Source organism: Pseudomonas fluorescens (assembly GCF_002022275.1).
GTDB lineage: Bacteria > Pseudomonadota > Gammaproteobacteria > Pseudomonadales > Pseudomonadaceae > Aquipseudomonas > Aquipseudomonas fluorescens_AJ.
This window is the reverse complement of sequence record NZ_MSDF01000001.1, coordinates 97,597-115,964: the sequence shown is the minus strand read 5'-3', so window position 1 is coordinate 115,964 and position 18,368 is coordinate 97,597. Positions and strand designations below refer to the sequence as shown.

General features: G+C 53.0%; 11 protein-coding genes and 3 pseudogenes. 5 read left to right on the top strand and 9 right to left on the bottom strand.

The features are described from left to right. Positions 1–81: 81 nt before the first annotated feature. From BFW87_RS00530 to BFW87_RS00510, 5 genes are all read right to left on the bottom strand, one after another. On the bottom strand, positions 82–1,455 hold the full coding sequence (locus tag BFW87_RS00530) for an efflux transporter outer membrane subunit (protein WP_078738062.1): 1,374 nt from the start codon (positions 1,453–1,455) through the stop codon (positions 82–84). After that, complete coding sequence (locus tag BFW87_RS00525) at positions 1,452–4,547, bottom strand: efflux RND transporter permease subunit (RefSeq protein WP_078738061.1); 3,096 nt, start codon at positions 4,545–4,547, stop codon at positions 1,452–1,454. Before BFW87_RS00525 ends, BFW87_RS00530 begins: the two co-directional genes overlap by 4 nt. Then, complete coding sequence (locus tag BFW87_RS00520) at positions 4,547–5,725, bottom strand: efflux RND transporter periplasmic adaptor subunit (protein ID WP_078738060.1); 1,179 nt, start codon at positions 5,723–5,725, stop codon at positions 4,547–4,549. The genes BFW87_RS00525 and BFW87_RS00520 overlap by 1 nt, the downstream gene beginning before the upstream one ends. A 376-nt stretch (positions 5,726–6,101) precedes the next feature. Then, positions 6,102–7,514, bottom strand: a complete 1,413-nt coding sequence (locus BFW87_RS00515; protein WP_176159690.1) for an ATP-binding protein — start codon at positions 7,512–7,514, stop codon at positions 6,102–6,104. After that, positions 7,511–8,230, bottom strand: coding sequence for a response regulator (locus tag BFW87_RS00510; protein ID WP_078738059.1), 720 nt, complete (start codon positions 8,228–8,230; stop codon positions 7,511–7,513). The genes BFW87_RS00515 and BFW87_RS00510 overlap by 4 nt, the downstream gene beginning before the upstream one ends. 936 nt (positions 8,231–9,166) lie before the next feature. Here BFW87_RS00510 and BFW87_RS00505 point away from each other — a divergent pair. Further along, the gene (locus tag BFW87_RS00505) at positions 9,167–10,609 is read left to right on the top strand and encodes a lipopolysaccharide kinase InaA family protein (RefSeq protein WP_078738058.1); all 1,443 of its coding nucleotides are present in this window, start codon (positions 9,167–9,169) and stop codon (positions 10,607–10,609) included. A 529-nt stretch (positions 10,610–11,138) separates the two neighbouring features. Here the strand turns inward: BFW87_RS00505 and BFW87_RS00500 are convergent. Both BFW87_RS00500 and BFW87_RS00495 read right to left on the bottom strand, forming a co-directional pair. Beyond that, on the bottom strand, positions 11,139–11,780 hold the full coding sequence (locus BFW87_RS00500; RefSeq protein WP_078738057.1) for a class I SAM-dependent methyltransferase: 642 nt from the start codon (positions 11,778–11,780) through the stop codon (positions 11,139–11,141). 98 nt (positions 11,781–11,878) lie between these two features. After that, positions 11,879–12,556, bottom strand: coding sequence for a class I SAM-dependent methyltransferase (locus BFW87_RS00495; protein ID WP_078738056.1), 678 nt, complete (start codon positions 12,554–12,556; stop codon positions 11,879–11,881). Between the two features lie 546 nt (positions 12,557–13,102). On the opposite strand from BFW87_RS00495, the gene BFW87_RS00490 reads away from it, so the two are divergent. Next, positions 13,103–13,819: a polysaccharide deacetylase family protein gene (locus BFW87_RS00490; protein WP_078738055.1), complete on the top strand. Its 717-nt coding sequence runs from the start codon at positions 13,103–13,105 to the stop codon at positions 13,817–13,819. 116 nt (positions 13,820–13,935) lie between these two features. After that, the gene (locus BFW87_RS00485; RefSeq protein WP_078738054.1) at positions 13,936–14,703 is read left to right on the top strand and encodes an SDR family oxidoreductase; all 768 of its coding nucleotides are present in this window, start codon (positions 13,936–13,938) and stop codon (positions 14,701–14,703) included. Positions 14,704–14,881: 178 nt separating this feature from the next. Here the strand turns inward: BFW87_RS00485 and BFW87_RS32130 are convergent. Next, positions 14,882–15,124, bottom strand: a pseudogene (locus tag BFW87_RS32130) (helix-turn-helix domain-containing protein); the annotation flags it as partial. 15 nt (positions 15,125–15,139) lie between these two features. Next, positions 15,140–15,802 carry an AraC family transcriptional regulator gene (locus tag BFW87_RS00480; RefSeq protein ID WP_217699398.1) on the bottom strand — a complete coding sequence of 221 codons (663 nt, stop codon included), beginning with the start codon at positions 15,800–15,802 and terminating at the stop codon, positions 15,140–15,142. Positions 15,803–16,966: 1,164 nt separating this feature from the next. Here BFW87_RS00480 and BFW87_RS00475 point away from each other — a divergent pair. Together BFW87_RS00475 and BFW87_RS32490 are read left to right on the top strand one after the other, a co-directional pair. Next, positions 16,967–17,275, top strand: a pseudogene (locus BFW87_RS00475) (amidohydrolase family protein); the annotation flags it as partial. 260 nt (positions 17,276–17,535) lie between these two features. Then, a pseudogene (locus BFW87_RS32490) lies at positions 17,536–18,336 on the top strand (ESPR-type extended signal peptide-containing protein); the annotation flags it as partial. Positions 18,337–18,368: the final 32 nt, after the last annotated feature.

The following is an 18,368-nucleotide window of genomic DNA, read 5'->3' as shown; positions in this document are numbered from 1 at the left end:
GCCCATCCCGGCAAAAGTCACGGCACAAAGAACCTAGTGCTGAATCGCTGAGCGCATAAATTACCTGTTCGCTTTATCTTTCTATAACATTTCAACGGTAGTGTCCGGAGGTGCAATTCCCAGCGTCCGGTTGATTTCCACCCAACGAAGTGCGACGTCTGTTTTTGCCTGCACCTGACTGCGCTGCACATCGAAAAGGCTGCGCTCTGCATCCAGTACTTCCAGCATCGACACTGTGCCTGCTGCATATTGCTGTTTTGCCAAGTCGACGGCTCGAACTGCTGAGGCGGTAGCGTTGTCGAGATTGCCCTGGCGTTCAATGCCTTGATTGTATGACAGGAACGCGGTATGAACCTCTCGCAACGCCTGGAGCAGGCTCGACTTGTAGGCGAGCCTGGCTTGTTCGCGGCGCGCATCGCCAGCCTCGATGCGTGAACTGGTACGGCCGAAATCAAACAGCGGCATAACCAGTTGGCTACTAAGCGCCCAGGTCGGAGCGCTGGTCCCTTGCTCGAAGCCTGACAACAGTCCCAGCGTCAATTGCGGATACCGCGCAGCTTTTTCGGCCGTCAAGAATTCCCCCGCCGCTTGCAGTCGTTGTTCGGTAGCACGAACGTCCGGGCGTTCACGGAGCACTTCCACCGGTACCGAGGACAGTGAAATCAAGGTCGGCGACGGCATTGCTGCCATACCTCGCGCTCCAAGCAATCGATCGACACCAGACTGGTCACTGGCCAATAGGTAGGCCAGGTTGTAGCGAGCAGTTTCTGCCTGTTGTCGGGCTACCGGCACTTCAGCCTGAGTGATCGCTACCTGAGACTCAATGCGTTCCAGATCCAGGCGGTTGACCGTACCCTGCTCCAGTCGCGCCCGGGTGACCTCCGCTGTTTGCATCTGCGTATTGCTGGCCTCGGTCGCGATTTGTTCCACCCGTAAGGCTTGTCTGTATTGAAGATAATTGGTGGCGACTTCGGCCATCACGCTGATCCGCAGGCTCAGATAATCCTGTTGACTGGCCTTCAACTGCGCATCGGCTTCGTTACGAAGAGCTTTGAGGCGACCGAACAGGTCCAGCTCCCAGCTCAAATCCAGTCCATAGAGGTAATCTTCGCTGGTGCCGTTCAACGCCGTGCGCGAGCGATCATAGTTCGCCGCCAGTCCAATGTTGGGGTAGCGCTGGGCCGAGGCCAGACGACGCTGGGCCCGTACCTCGCGAACCCTTTCGATGGCCGTGGTCAAGTCCAAGTTATTGCGTAGTGCTGACTCCATGAGGCCATTGAGCGCAGGATCATTGAACCCCTCCCACCAACGTGTCGCCAAGGTAGAAAGGGTTGACACTCGCTCTTGGGGTTTCGCTTTGGGAGCCGGCAACGAAGATGTGTCCTGTGCAGGGCTGCTGCAACCTAAGAGAACAGGCAACAGGGCCAGTGACACGAGTGACAGTCTTTTCATCATGCGTCGGGCTCCAGAGCGGCGACAGGTTGACCTTTTTTTCGGTGAAACAGGTTATCGAGCGCCAGGAACACCACTGGCGTGGTTAATAGTGATAACACCTGGCTGAGCATCAAGCCGCCCACGATGGCCACCCCAAGCGGTTCCCGCAGTTCTGCTCCTGTGCCGAATGCCATCATCAACGGGACGGCACCGAGCAGTGCGGCAAGGGTGGTCATCAGAATGGGGCGGAACCTTGCCAGGCAGGCCTTATGGATGGCGTCACGGGCAGAGAGATTGTGCTCGCGTTGGGCGTGAATGGCGAAGTCGATCAGCAAAATGCCATTTTTTTTGACGATACCGATCAGCAGGATCAGGCCGATCAATGCCATGATCGAAAAGTCTAGTTGCCAAACCCACAACAACAGAATCGCGCCGATACCCGCCGAGGGCAATGTGGAGAGAATCGTCAGCGGATGCACCAAGCTTTCATAAAGCACGCCAAGGATAATGTAGACCGCCACTAACGCGGCCAAGATCAAAAATGGCTGGCTGGCCAGTGAAGATTGAAACGCCTGGGCGGTGCCCTGGAATGTGCCACTCACAGAGGCCGGCATGTTGATCTCGCGTTCTATATTCTGAAGCGCCGTGACGGCCTGACCGAGTGCCACGCCGGGCGCGAGGTTGAAGGAGAGGTTCGCGGCCGGCAGCATGCCATTGTGGTTGATCACCACCGGGCCGCTAGCGGGCTGTTCAATCCGCGCAAAGGTGAGGAGCGGAACCATCTCACCGGTTAGCGGTGAACGTAGATGGAAGTAGCTCAGGCTTTCAACATTCCCACGTTGTGCCGTGCTCAGCTCGAGCACAACCTGATATTGATTGACCTCGGTCTGGTACTCCGAGATCTGGCGCTGGCCGAACGCATCGTAAAGGGCATTGTCTAGGTGCAGAGCCGTGAAGCCATAGCGCGCCGCCTCGTCGCGATCCAGGGTGATACGGGTAATATTGGCATCCAGTTGCAGGTCATGGGATACGTCTTGGAATAGCGAATTAGCTTGCAACCGATCAGTTAGAGAGGTGGCCCAGGTAGCCAGCTCTGTACTGCTCTGCGCACGGAGCACATATTGATACTGGGCCCGAGGTTGGCCTGCACTCAAGTTGATATCCTGAACGGCGCGCAGGAATACCTGGATACCGGGCACCTCAGCCAGTTGCGGACGTAGTCGGTCGATGACTTGGCTTACGGTCGCGTCACGGTCACCGGGGTCGTTCAATACTAGCCAGACTCGACCGTTGCCGATAGCGTCGGAGGTGCTACCACCGATGGCGTGGTTATAGCTGATAACCGCGGGATCTTTGCTGAATATTGCTTCCAATCGCTTGTGTTTCTCGACCATTTCCTCATAAGAAATATCGGCGGATGCCTTGGTGAACCCCTGTATGAAGGCTGTGTCTTGTAACGGGAAAAATCCTTTGGGGATCATGGTGAAACTGGCCACGCTTAGGGCCACTGTGCCGAAGAACACGCATAGCATGATTCGCTGGTGTCCGAGTGCCCAGGTCAATGAGCGATCATAGATTTTGAGCAATCGATCGGAAAAATGCTTGCCTGACTCACCCTGATGGCCGGGCGCTTTCATGAAGAGTGAGGCCAGCGTTGGGGCCAGGGTCAGGCAGACCACCATCGAAATCACAATAGCGGCCGCAGCGGTCAGGGCAAACTCCCGGAACAGTCGTCCGATCACGCCCCCCATAAAAAGCAAGGGAATAAACGCGGCAATCAGCGAGACGCTGATGGACACCACAGTAAAGCCAATTTCACTGATGCCTTTGAGTGCCGCTGTACGTTTGTCCTCGCCCAGTTCCAGGTGACGGTGGATGTTTTCGATTACCACAATGGCGTCATCCACGATAAAGCCAACCGCGATGACGATCGCCACAAGTGTCAGGTTATTCAGGCTGAATCCCGCGAGGTACATCACAGCACATGTCGAAACCAGAGAAACACCCAGTACTGTGGTGACGATGAGCGTGGCCGACCACTGGCGCAGGAACAGGGCCATTACGCCGATGACTAGAATAATCGCGATGCCTAACGTCAACTCCACTTCATGTAAGGAGGAGCGAATGGTGCGTGTCCGATCATTCAGCACTTCGACCGCCATATCTGCTGGCAAGGAAGCCTTCAGATGGGGAAGTGCTGCCTGAATTCGATCAGCGGTGGCGACAATGTTTGCCCCTGGCTGTCGCCGTATTACCAATACCACACCGGCTTCGCCATTGGGCCAGCTTTGGGTGTAGTCGTTTTCGGAACCCAGCGTGACCTGGGCTAGGTCCTTTATTCGAACGGCCGAGCCGTTGCGGTAGGTCACAATTACGTCGTCATATTCCTGCGGTTCGAAAAGTTGATCGTTGACCTCCAGATAGGATACTCGGTGTCCGCCGAACAGCGCGCCTTTGGGGAGGTTGACGCTTGCACTTTGCACGGCGGTGCGAATGTCCGCAAGCGTGACACCGGCTGCCGCAAGGACCTCCGGACGGGCCTGGATACGGATTGCCGGGCGGCGTTCGCCCACCACATTGATTAGGCCGACCCCATCGATTTGACTGAGCTGGCGCGCGAGTACAGTGTTAGCCAAGTCACTGACCTCAATCAGCGAAAGGTTGGCTGAGTGGGCGCTGAGGATCAGGATCGGGCTGTCGGCTGGATTGACCTTGCGCCATACTGGCAGACTCGGCATATCGCTAGGCAAACGCGCCGACGCGGTATTGATCGCCGCCTGAACTTCCTGGGCGGCGGCATCAATGTTTTTATCCAGCGTGAACTGCAGCGTCAGCGTCAACATGTTCAAAGAACTGGCCGAAGTCATCTCTGTAATACCGGGTATTGAACTCAGTTCGACTTCCAGGGGCGTTGCCACGGAAGACGCCATGGTCTGCGCGCTGGCTCCGGGTAATGACGCGGTGATCTGGATCGTCGGAAAGTCGGCTTCCGGCAGCGGTGCGATGGACAGGCGAGGGTACGCGAGCACGCCGAGTAGCACTAGAGCAAAACTCAGCAGAATGGTGCCGATGGGATGATCCATGCACCAAGTGTAGATATTACGCCCGGCCATTATAAAAGGTCCCCGTTGGCGACAGACGAGCGAGCAAAATCCTTGGCATTTAGAATTCGTACTTGAGCCCCCGGACTCAGTCGTGAGTAGCCGTCGTCAACTATCTGATCACCAATTTCAATTCCTTTGACCACCGCGATATCGGCGTCGGCGTAGGTGACCTGTACCGATTGAGGGGAGGCCTTGCCGTCTCTAATTCGCCAGACGAAGGTATTTTGCGCTCCTTGTCGCAGTGCTCTTTGTGGCACCACGAGCGCTTCGTTCAACGTGGCAGCCTGGACGCTGACCACCACCGATTGATCCGGCCATAGCTGTCCTTGGGCGTTGGCAAAATCGCCTTTGATCCGAACTGTTCCAGTATCATTGGAAATCCGATTATCGATCAGGTTAAGACGACCCTCACTCAAAAGTGCACCGCCGTCACCCGAATACGCGCGCAGGATCACTGGCGATTGCCCTGAGCCTGCGACCAGTGCGCGCAACTTGGGCAGAAGTGCCTGGGGAAAGGCCGCTTCGATGCTGATTGGGTCTAACTGAACAACGGTGAACAACGGTAATATGTCGCTGGATCGGACATAGCTGCCTTCATGGAAGTTGCGGATACCGACCCTACCATCGGTTGGGGACAGGATTCGGGTATAGGACAGTTGGACTTGGCTAGCGGCGACAGTCGCTTGTTGGCTTTGAACCGTCGCGCGCAACTGAGTGACCAATGCTTGCTGCTGGTCGAGGGTTTGCGTTGAAATAGCCTGTGTCGTGGCCAGGGCCTGGTAGCGCTTGAGGTCAAGGCTCGCTGAAGCTAATTGGGCCTGAGCAACGGCCTTTTGAGCCTTGGCTTGTTCCAACGTGGCAACGATGGCGCGATCATCTACACGTGCCAGTAGATCACCTCGCTTGACAAGTTGCCCCTCTTTGACCGGCAACTCGAGCAACAAACCGTCGACTTGGGAACGAATTTCGACACTGTGCAGCGAGCGCACGTTGCCTATAGCGTGGATAAGCACGGGAACGTCGCGGTATTGCACCTCTATCGCACTGACGGGTACTGAAGGAGTGACGGCGGACGCGACAGGCACAGGCTCGCGCGACAAAAGCCACCCAGCAGTCCCAGCCACGATCAACAAGCTTGCAAGTGTCAGCGAAATGCTGAGAAGGGTTGTGGACTTCGATTGCAACATGACGGCAACTCCCCTGAAGGTTTAAAAGCTCATGGTGAATACAGCGGCTCTGCGAGTGGCGACCGACTTCTCTGAGGACGATGTAGATGAAAAGTCGCTATAGGCAATCGCGATCGTTGCACCGTTTAGATATAGGCTTTGACCTCCATCAGCGGCACCACCGTTCACCACATGTTGAACAGCTTCCAGATGGCGGATAAATCTGCGAAGCCGTCTTTACTCGACCTCACATAAAAAACGGCATTGAGCAACGCAAACACTGCAAACCTGCGCGCACGCTTCTGTGTTTTAGAGGTTAACCAGTACCTGTATGGAAACTTTGCCAAGAGGAGGGATATTTGTCGCAAAGTGTCAGACGAAGAGGAAGAGTTACGAGTTAACGTGTAACCGGCAGACTGATTCGAACGCGCAGACCCACTTCCAGATTGTTCAGGCTGACATCGCCACCATGGTGCCGAACGATCGCCCGCGCGATGGACAAGCCCAATCCGATACCTCCAGTGTCGCGACTGCGAGAGTCCTCTAGTCTAAAAAATGGGGCAAACACTCGTTCTTGAGCGTTGTCGGGAATTCCAGGTCCGTCATCCTCGACCATAATGTCAATCCCTTCCACGGTGTGATGAATGTTGACCCGAGCCTGCTCACCGTACCTGACGGCATTTTCGATGACGTTGCGCAACGCCCTGCGTAACGCATCGGGACGGCAGCGGTAGATGATCTTCGATCCCTCTATGTAGCTGACCCGCATACCCAGCTCCGCGAGGTCATCGCAGAGACTTTCAACTAACGCCGAAAGGTCGGTAGCGCGTGTCGCCTCCACTGTGGCTTCCTCACGGGCATAAGCGATTGCAGCTTCGGTCATGCTGCGAATCTCTTCGATGGCCCCTAGCATTTTCTCCTGAATGTCAGGATCGGTGACAAACTCCGCACGCAAGCGTAACGAAGTGATAGGCGTGCGTAGATCGTGTCCAATGGCAGCCAGCATTAGGGTCCGGTCGTCGTTGAATTTCTGGATTCGAGCCTGCATGCGGTTGAAAGCCTCGACCATTTGACGAATGTCGTCGGGGCCTGACTCCGGCAAATTCGGTACTGACTCGCCGCGACCTAGCAGCTCGGCCGCCGCCGCCAGATGCCGCATCGGACGTGTAATGCTGCGGGTGACGATAATAGCTATCACCGACAACGCGATCGCGGTGATCAGCAGAGAAAACAATGACTGCAGAGTCAGCGGTGAGTTGCGCATAGGTTTGGCATACACGGCGTTCAGCCATTGGTCATTGCTCAGTTGTATCGTCAGGCCTGATCCGTTCATTGTCTCCAGAGACAGATAACGTGCAGGCCGGGGAAATGACCCGCTGGTGTAGGGAAGGTCAGTCCAGGCCGATTCCTTCTTGATCGTCTTCGGCGGTGTAGATATGAACTGTGCAGGCGCGTCATTCTCAGCGTCGTCCAACTCTGTTGTTCGGTTGGGTAATGGCTTGACCAGTTGCGTACGAGCATCACTCCACCATGACGGGACGTCTTGAGGTGGGGAGGGCGAGATCCAGAACCGACTGTAGTTGGTCCCGCTCACCTTCAGGATGTCGTTGTGAAGTGTTGACGGCGTGCTCTCCAGTAGAAGTGTCAGCGAGGCGGTACGGCTGAAAAATTCGCTTTTTGCTGCACTACGAAGGGCTTGACCACGCTCGTCCCATGAGATTATGAAGCCGGCACCCTGGGACAATACGAGCGCCAACAGTAACAACAAAATGAATCGCGCAGCGAGGCTGCGTTGCCAGATGCGCATCATGCTCGCTCTATCTGGGCAGTGAAGCTGTAGCCGCCGCCCCAATGTGTCTTTATAAGCATGGGGTTTCTGGGATCGATTTCGATTTTCTTCCGCAAGCGGCTGACTTGGTTATCAATGCTCCGGTCAAAATATTCAAACTTGCGACCGACGGTTAGGTCCAGTAGTTGGTCGCGACTGAGCACTAGGTCCGAGTGATCAAGAAACACATTCAACAGTCGGAACTCCGCCGTGCTTAACGGGATGGCGACGCCGTCAATGCCGACCAATTCCCGGCGTCCTACGTTAAGAACCCAATGATCGAAACGAAGCACCTTCGAATTGGACAACCCGCGTTGAGGCGGTAGGCTGTGAAACCTCCGCAGCACGGCTTTAATCCGCGCCAGTAACTCCCGAGGGTTGAAAGGCTTGGACATGTAATCGTCTGCGCCCAATTCCAAGCCGATGATGCGGTCAAGCTCCTCGGTCATCGCGGTAAGAAAGATAATCGGGATGTTTGTGCGGCTACGCAGTTGGCGGCAGACGGTCAGCCCATCTTCACCGGGCATCATGACATCGAGAATGATGAGGTCCGGCGCGCTGTGGTCCATTAGTCGACGTAGTGACGAGGAGTTTTCGGCCGTGCTGATCCGGTACCCGTGTTGCCCAAGGTACTTGCCCACCAGATCGCGGATATCACGGTGATCATCAACAACAATGATGTGCGGGGAAGATTCCATCAGAAACTCCATATGCCATTAAAAGTGCGTGCCGGATAGATGCAGAGTCTCGATTATTCTGCTTACATGCGATAGCCCCCAATCCAGCGGGTTTCAAACTATTTATTATCAATTTGTACCAAAAAAGCTTTTCGTAATATTTCGCGACAAGTTGTGTCGAAATCAGGACCCTGAAGGTTAAAAGTATGGCAGAGTTGTTTGCCCCCTACCGGGCCAAATCGAATTGCACACCAGTGGGCGACTTATGGAGCAACCTGGTGGCCAAGTCGCTCACGGCAAGGTTTTCACGGGTCTGTCTGAATCTGTGATGGATACCGCACTGAGCCTCTTGAGGAGGGCAGAACTCTGTTGCAGGATGATGCCAGCGAAAGCTGGCTCTTGCGCAACGCCAAGACGAATTGAATGACCATTTGTAACTATTTTAGCTTTCGATTTATTGATGGAATTCTGATAGCCAATGCCTTGATACTGCGCTCGCCGGTCCGCGCGCCAACTAGTGTGAGGAATCTATGCATAGGACTGGGGATGGTTTGGTAGGTTTGTGTTGGAAAATTTGGCCTGGTCTAGTTACTTATGCGTCAGACGATGTAAGTACTTTTTCCCGTGGAAGCCGAAGCTGACATTTCAACTCGAATTTACGAAAGCGTTCAGTCGAAACGTGGCGTAGGCGGTCTGTGTCTGCTCTCTTCATTGACGTCCAATCCCATCAAAAAATAGTCAACCGAGTAATGAAAACATGAAAGTAATTAACACTTTTATTGTTGGCTCTCTGCTGTTGAGCAGCACAACGGCTTATTCACAGGAGCAACCAGGCTCTATAAAACTGGGCGCAGTCAATCAAAAACACATTGAGCTGACGTTTCATAGTGGTCCCCAGGATCCTGTTACGCCAGCACTATGCATAATGGCTCGGCGAAGTCACAAGGAGAACTGCTAGTGCGCTTGTCCGAACTGAACGATGCTGGCCGCACGCCGAGCCTGCCCCTGAGCATCGAACTGGCCGACGCTGCCGGCCCCGGCACCTTGAAACTGTTGAGCTTGTTGCGAGTATTGCCGGGCCAGCGCTATGTCGGCACCGCCGTGTGGCGCGGGCGTACGGTCTTTGCCAAGCTGCTGGTAGGCAACAAGGCAGCGCGACATTTCAAGCGTGAACTCAACGATGTACGTGTGCTCGTCGGGCAAGGCCTGGCCACGCCGCTGTTGTTGGGGAATGGGTTGCAGGAAGGCGAGGGTGGCTGGCTGTTGTTCGAGTATATGGAAGGCGCAAGCAGCCTGGCTAATGCCTGGCAAGCCTTCGAGGCCTTGCTGCCGCTCGCGAATGAGCAAAACGCAATACTCGCCGAAGCGCTCGGTGCGATTGCACAGATGCACGCCAAGGGCCTGTGGCAGGAAGACCCTTGCTTGTGCAGCCTGCTGCGTCACGGCGGAAAGCTGTATTTTACCAACGGTGCCGGAATCAGAGTCGAACAGGTAGGCAAGCCGCTGTCATTAAAACGAGTGCTAGAAAACCTCGCGATATTTTTCGCCCAATTGCCAAAATATCTCGAACCGTTTACCGAAGAATTGCTGAGGCACTACTTGCTGAGCAACGGAGAGTACAAGCTACCACTGGAAGGCTTGGGGAAGCAGATCCGCAAGGTCAGCGCCTTGCGCACGAAAGAATTTCTGAACAAGGTCGGCCGCGAATCCACGCTCTTCAGCGTGGTTCGTGGGGCTTTTGATTTGCGTGCGATTCGTCGCGAGGATGAGTCCGCGATGTTGCCGGTGTTGAAACAAGTCGATGCGCTGCTTGATCAGGGCGATCTGTATAAGAATGGCGGCACGGCAACGGTTGCTAAGGTTGAGGTGGCAGGCCGGTCAGTGATTATCAAGCGCTACAACATCAAGGGCTTCGCCCATTGGCTCAAACGCTTCTGGCGCCCTAGTCGCGCTTGGCATTCTTGGCGCGAAGGTAATCGCCTGACTTTTCTTGGCATCGCCACTCCCAAGCCGCTGGCGGTGTTAGAAAAGCGTTTCTTTGGTCTGCGCGGTCGCGCCTATCTGATTGCCGAGTTTTTGCCAGGTCCGGACATCATTGAGCGCTTTGCGCCCTATGTTAAGTGCGGTGACGTGCCGGAAAACGAATTGCTGGCGCTGGACTACCTGTTCGCCGAGTTGATCCGCGGGCATATCAGCCATGGTGATTTCAAGGGGCATAATCTGCTCTGGGATGAGGGTCGCTGGTCGGTGATCGATCTAGACGCGATGTGTCAGCACCGTTCCCTTGCCAGCTTCACGCCAGCCTTTGCCAAGGATCGTGCGCGTTTCATGCGCAACTGGCCGGCAGACAGCGCGCTATATCAACTGATCGACCACCGCTTGCCTAAAGCTCCGCTGTAGGAAATGGCTTGCGAGCATAGTCGCTGAAGGGCGCCAGCACTGGGGGTGGTATTTCCACTACTGTATGAACTATAAGGTCCATATTGAATCATCTAACATCTGCTGCGATCGTATTGGATGTTGACTCACTGATCAGTATCGCATATCCCAAAATAGCTCCGCCGAAATCCATATCAGTCCTGTTCCTGAAGGTGAATTATATTGTGAACCATGTATGGTGATAGACCAACATCTGCGAACCGACAAAAATTACAATAACGTCCAGTCTAATATAGTTTCTCATATGCAAAGGGGAGGGGCGCCGGTCATTTGCATGATGTTTTTGTATATAAGAGTTTATGGGTAGGGGCGCAGCAAAGCGGTGCGTTGAACTAGCGCTTTATAAATAGCAGCCTGTTAAGGCGCTGCCTCAATTTGTTGTAAGTGGCGGATATAGAAAAAATAAATACCGCATAAAAACACAGAGCCATTAGTATGATAACGAAAAGTACAGAAAGTTTTAGTTTTCGATGACTCATGATACCTCCAGTCAATTAAGGTGCAGGTGGATCTTATGTTTCCTTAAAATATAAATCCGCTGCAAGTCAAGTCGCGGTAGTCTCACGATATATTGTTGTATTATAAAGCCTGCAAGTCGGAACTCAGATTCTATTTCCGCTGGAGGCGTCAAAATCCGATGGTCTCCATTTTTTTCTTGCTCCGGTGGTGATTGCTGATTCGAACATAAATGAGGGTTGCGCTCGACCTCAATTGAGATAATCAAACAGTCACGCGTAATTCGATGAAACTCTCGCAATAAATTTAGGCGAGCAGAGCTTTCACCGACGAGCCGAAACGGCCGCATCGAGAAAATGCAGTCTACCGATTCACCCGAAAGGTCTATGGTAAAAGCTGAAGTGCGCAGCAAGCGCACTCGTTTGATCACCTTCGAAGTGTTGATATTCCAAGCGGTTACCAACTTATTGGGAGATTCATCTGCTGCAATTATCCTTCGATCGCTTTTTTCTGCCAGCAATGACCAGAACCGGCCATCACCGCAAGGTGAATCTAGTACGGTTCTTGGCTCATCAGCCAGTAAAAGAGCTCTACGAGCGATCAGTCGGTCCCAAAAGTCTGACACCTTTCGCAATAAGCCGAACGCTAGCTTATAAAACATTCCCATATCGACCATGATAGTTCCTGCCTTTTTTGTTTATGATTTCTAAACGATGCTCTAGGAATGCCCGCGTCTCAGGTCTAACATCTCGTCACCTTAAATCATATCGGCCGTCACTCGTATTTATTTTGCGGCTTCCTTAGGATGTAAATTCGCCACATATGAATAAATGGTAAAAAATCGATATAGTTTTGGATCTCGAAACCAGCAGCTTTAAATTCGCTTTCAATTAAATTAACTGAAATCACAAAGCGATTTTGATAGGCGCTTGTTTTTCTGCGCAACTCCACTCGCTTTCGTCGATATGCCTTGATATTGCCATCGACCCATAGAGATATAATGACGCTATCACGAGAAACACGATAAAATTCTTGAAGAATTTTTTGTCGATCTTTTTGCCCCCCTATGTGATGAAGCAATCGCATGCAAAAAATGCTGTCCACGAAATCATTTGGGAGAGAGATGTCAAACGCTGAGGTTTTAAATATTTGTATGTTTTTTCCTATTCGGTGCGACTGTGCTTCTTTTGCGACCGCCAACATATCTTCGGAGTTATCTGCGGCGAAAATAATTCGGTTTTTATTTTCCATGAGCATCGGCCAAAATCGGCCAGTACCGCAGGGCAGATCCAGTACAGTATGCGGTTCATCTGCGAATTCCAATGCCTGCCTAGCAATCTGATTTTCGCGCCAGTTAGACACGCGTCGACTTAAGCCTGCCTGATGTTTGGCTAAGTATCGTTCAGCATGATTTCGATTGTATTTTTTTGAAAACTCAAGCTCTTTAGTCATGTTATATCCTACATTCAGTAAAAGTACTGTAAGGGTTGCTGAGTTCAGCGTGACTGATGGCCGAATCAAGAACGATGTGCACGGAGGACCCTATCGACCCAGCAACGTCATTACGACACTTGAGCTCTACCGTCGATTATGGCGGGCATTTTTTAAGAAAGTATTAGGGTAATTAGGGATTTATTAAGGCGCGAATTGGATCCGTCGACTGGCTGCTACTTCGTGGTTAAATCACCGCGCGGTGACAACCTGTAACTCTTTTCCTCACTGCTTGCTTGACTGCATACGGAAGAACAGTACCATTACGGACTGAGCGAGGAGCCCTATTTTCACTTGCTCGACCCTAAAGCTGAAACTCTGATTCTTCGCGCAAATATGGATTTCAAGCGAAGATGCGTACCTTTTACGTGCACAAAATTGCAGTCTACTCTTTAATTGACGTATTTTTTCGAAAGTAATTAGATACAAAGTGCCGCTGGTGATCCTCGCCAGCGTCCATCCTTAATTCCCCGCCCGAAAAACGCGCGGTCATACGAGAATGAAGTTATGAAAATAATTAACGCTCTTAGTATGGGCATTATATTGTTGCTCAGCGCAACCGCTCATTCTCAAGACCAATCAAACATTAGTAAACCGAGCGCTATCGATAAAAAGTACATCGCTTTGACGTTTGATGACGGACCTCAAGCACCAGCTACCCCGGCACTGCTCGATGTGCTGAAAAAATACGACGCCAAAGCAACGTTCTTCGTTCTGGGCAGCGCCATTGTGGGCAATGCACCCATCTTGCGGCGCATGATGGCTGAAGGTCACACGATCGGTAATCACACACTGACCCATTCGCGGCTGACCGACCTTGAAGCTGAAAAGGTGCGATCTGAAATCACTACCGTTAATGCCCTCATGCTCAAGGCCACCGGTAAGGTGCCTGAAGTGTTCCGGCCGCCCTATGGCGTTCATAATGACAATGTCGTGGACGCGGCACGCGCTAATGGCCTTGCGATAATTTTGTGGAATAAAAATCCTGACGACTCGAACTTCTTTTCCACAGCTTCGGTCATCAGTGACCGTATTATCGCAGGGGCGCAAGATGGCGATATTGTCTTTCTGCACGATACCTCTCAGCGCTCTGTAGAGGCGACAGAAATGACTATCCGCAATCTCTCCGAGAAAGGTTTCGTTTTCGTGACCGTCGAGAACCTGATCAAGCGTCGTGGGTCGCTGGTCGCGGGTCAAATCTACAAGACTGGGAACACTGACTGAGCTCGATTAAGTGTGAGGGGGCGAGCTGGACCAGTACGAAATTTAGTTCAGGCACGCGCCCCCCCCCCGGATGACGTCTATAGTGTTGACTCACCATCCGCATAGGGAGAAAGGAAGTGACCACTCAATCCACGCCTAAAATTGCACTTGTCACCGGTGGTAGTCGCGGTCTCGGACGCAGCACTGTTCTTGCTTTGGCACGTCGGAATGTACAAAGTATTTTTACTTACAACTCAAATGAGGCAGAGGCGGAAAAGGTCGTCGCTGCGGTTCGAGAGGCCGGTTCAACGGCCATCGCCTTGCAACTCGATACAGGAAAAATAAGCGCTCTTGCGAGTTTTGTAGAAAGCGTGCGAAAGGCATTGACGATGCTCGGTGCAGAACGCCTGGACTATCTAGTCAACAACGCGGGTATCTCTCATCATAAGGCACTCGAAAACACCACTGAGGCGGAACTTGATCAACTGTATGAGGTGAACTTTAAGGGTGTTTTCTTCCTGACTCAGCAACTGCTTCCTCATATCAATGACGGCGGTCGGATCATCAATATTTCCACCGGTCTGACGCGTTTCTGTGTGCCGGACAGTGGTCCTTACGCCGCCTTGAAAGGCGCCATTGAAGTATTGACCCGCTACCAGGCCAAGGAACTGGGCCCGCGCCGTATTACGGTAAACTCTGTCGCGCCGGGGGCAATCCAGACCGACTTCAGCGGCGGCGCCGTTCGCGATAACCCCGAAGCCAACAAGTTTGTCTCAAGCGTCACAGCGCTGGGCCGTCCAGGGTTGCCCGATGATATCGGTCCGCTGGTTGCTTCGCTGCTATCGGAGGACAGCCGCTGGGTCAATGCCCAGCGTATCGAGGCTTCTGGAGGGATGTTTCTCTAAGTCTTCGTTTACCCCACCCTCTATTCAGAGGGGGGGATTTGTAGATATCAACGGAAAGGTCGCGGCTGTATTCGGGTCGGCATGTGGGCGCGTGGATAGTTAAGCTGGCTGTTCGCGGATCGCTGCGCTGCGGTAAACGCGTAGCGGCTACCTATGACGGAGACGATTAATCCGACGCTTAATAGACTTCTATCTCTCTTGCCTTCGTGTCCGTGCTACGCCGCAGTCTCTCGATATCACGCCGGGGCGGTGCGCCGAACATGCGTGCGTACTCGCGACTGAATTGTGACGCACTGGCATAGCCCACCTCAAAAGCCGCGGTTTCCGCAGACATATCCTCGGCGATCATCAGGCGGCGGGCCTCGACCATGCGGATCTTCTTCTGGAAATCGAGGGGGGTCATGTCGGTCAGTATCTTAAAATGCCGGTGAAAGGCCTAGGAGCTCAGGCCGGCGATTTCGGCCAGCTCATCAAGGCGCACACTCTTGTTGAAACACTCCCTGAGCATACGAATCGCTTGTATGACCTTGCGGTTTAGATCATGCCCTACTACTCGACTAGCCAATGCCTCTCCATGAGGGCTTGAAAGCAGCCAGTAACACAGTTCTCGCATTACCACGGGGTAAAGGATCGACGCCGCTTGTGGACGATCGAGCAATTCCAATATGCGCATGGCACAGTTGATCAGCTGCGCATTCAGGTCAATCACAAACGCGCCCGGCTGCTTGGGCGCCCCGAGCTGGGGCTCCGTGGCGAGAGCCTCGTAGACTTCGCGTATGATCGCCAGATCAAACTCAACCACCATGCCCAGATAAGGCAAATCGTCGCACTCGACCACCTGGATGCCGCCGGGCATCTCAACGCTCACAACCATTGCCTGACCAGCTTGATATTCAAGACGCCGATCGCCAAATGTGGTCCATTTCGCACCTTGTACCACAATGCACAAGGCGGGCTTGTGAACGATGTATGTAGGGTGCCGCTCAGCCTTGGCCTTGAGCAGGATTACACCCTCTAACTGGGTGCAAAACGGACTCTTGATGCCTTTGTCTTCGAACTGGCGTAAGAGCGATATTCGTAAAAGGTCGAGATCTGACATGATAAGTCTCCATAGCGATCGCATAGCGTCACCCAGCTAGAAGATTAGGCAAGAGTTTGTTGTGTTCGGGCATTTCGGTCTTGACGAGTTATCTCTACACTTGCGTCTCTTAACAGCAGCGGCGCGTGGGGAGAAGTGAAAAATTTCATTTCATCCAGCAATCCTATGGGGCGTATGGGTAGCCTGATGACAGGGCGAATGCCGCTGAGTATTTAGCAGGAGATCTTGCGAATTATATCAGCGGGCAGCACTTGTTGATCGGCGGCGGTGCGCCTGCCTGAAAAGGAGTGACGCCATGACACTTGAACATGAGCAACGTCTGCAACGACTCGAGGACGAATCAGCCATCGGCGCTTTGATGCACGGTTGGTAGTACCGGGACATGAACGATTGGGCGCAGTTAGACGGGTTGTTCCATGAAGACGGTACCTTGAGCCTAAGGTGGTTCGAAGGTCTCTTTACAGATTTTGTCGATGTGTCGATCAAAATGGGCCGTAGCCACTTTGTCAGTCGGCAGGCAATTGGCGCGCCGTTGATTCAATGGAACGGCTGCCGCGCACTCGCACTAACGCCCATATCAATCATTGGAGAGGATGACGGACACGATTTGGGCGTCATTACCCATGGACGATTTGTTGACTGTGTCGAACCTGCAGCACCATCCCCGTTAGTATGCAGCTCTAGCCTATGTGTTGGACCAGTGTGGTTTCGCTGTGCAGCGTCGCTACACTACTCGAGGGAGTGAGGAAGAAGAGCGGATCCAGTAGGGAGCAATCACTTGGCTAGGCAGTGTATGTGGTTTATGTCGCGTTTAAAGTCTGAGGCCCGCGCTGTGAAGCTTTGATCGTTGTGTGCGTAGTCTGCCTTTCGCAGCTGTCTGTTTACACCGGAACCGCAGCTTATTGAGCTGCGGTTCTATGCGCAGATGAAGTTTAGTGGCCCCGCGGGAGGAAAGTCGAGCTACGGTTTGCTTCAGGCACTGGACCTCCATTGTGCGGTAGTAATTGGTTAGCAAGGGGGGGGCGCATTGGCACGGAACGCGGCACCTATCGATGTTTTGTTCGATAAGCAAAACGATCCCTCCTCATTGCGGAACTTGATCTTAAGGCCCAATACAACCACTGCGGTGGTTAAACGGGCAGTTGCGACTTTCAAGAGGATTTGATGAACGCTGATCTGATTTTATTTAATGGTCAATTTCATACCATTGACCGTGAGCATCCGCGCGCCACGGCAGTCGCCATCCACCAGTGACGCTTTGTTTCAGTGGGCACCGACGGCGAAGCCGTGGCCCTGCGGGGCAGTGGCACCCTGGTCATCGACCTTAAGGGCCGCACCGTCATGGCCGGCCTCAACGACTCGCACCTGCACCTGATCCGTGGCGGCCTGAACTACAAACTCAAACTGCGCTGGGAAGGAGTGTTATCCCTGGCCGAGGCCCGGCGCATGCTCAAGGGTTATGCCGATTGCACCGATTACTTGCTTGGTTAGTTAGTTAGTTAGCATAACTATATATTCCGGGTGTGGAAAGTTGTGGGCGTGAAGTGATGTTTTTAATCAAGGCGAGTAGTAAAATAAAATGTTAAAGGTGTAAGTCATATTATTTAATTATGCGCTTTTTTTTGAGTTTCCGGTCACGGAGGTTCATCTTTTAGGTTTTTCATTGGTTTTTGACTTTGGTGTGGATTTCGATTTTTCGGTTGTCCACTGCCGTGCGTCAAAAGGATGGGTATATGAATAGGTTTTATCGTATCGTTTGGTGCGTTAGCCGCTGTAGTTGGGTAGTTGCGTCCGAACTAGCATCTTCTTCAGGGAAGTCATGCAGCGTTAAAAAGGCTGGTCTTTGGTTTGCAACAAGTATCGCTATGGCGCTAGGCAGTGGTCAGCCTGTTTGGGCTAGCATAATTAGTACAGACTCAACTTGTGCCTCATTACCGAACAACGTTACGGCTGGCCGAATTACTACCGGTCCAACCACAGCAGGGCCCACCGGTGACGGTGGAACATATTCGACACTTGCGGGATGCAACGTTAACGGTAGCTCCGTAGGTGCTGCCACCGCATACGGTGCGTTATCCACTGTGAGTGGCCGAGGCGGTTCGGCCTTTGGTTTTAATAGTAGTGTGGCCCAATGGGGTAGCGCCTTTGGCCTTGAGACAATCGCAACGGGTATTGGTTCTACTGCATTGGGCTTTGGCAGCAACGCAACGGCATTGAACTCTGTTGCAATTGGCGGAGCCGGTGGTAATGGAGCGACAGCTCTGTCCGTCGCCAACTCCACAACGGCTTCAGGTACAGGCTCTGTCGCGATCGGAAGCAATAGCGTTAGGGGTGCACAAGCAACTGGTACTGATTCGATAGCAATTGGCGCTCAGAGCGGTACCGGGGCCAGCTCTGCAACAGCGTTAGGAGCACGAGCTAGCGCCACGCAAATCAATGCAGTTGCGCTGGGAAACAATGCTTCTGCATCGGGTGCCAGCAGCACGGCGATAGGTAATAGCGCGTCAGCGAGCCAGTCCAGCTCTATCGCCATTGGTAATGGATCAATCGCGTCTGCTACCAATGC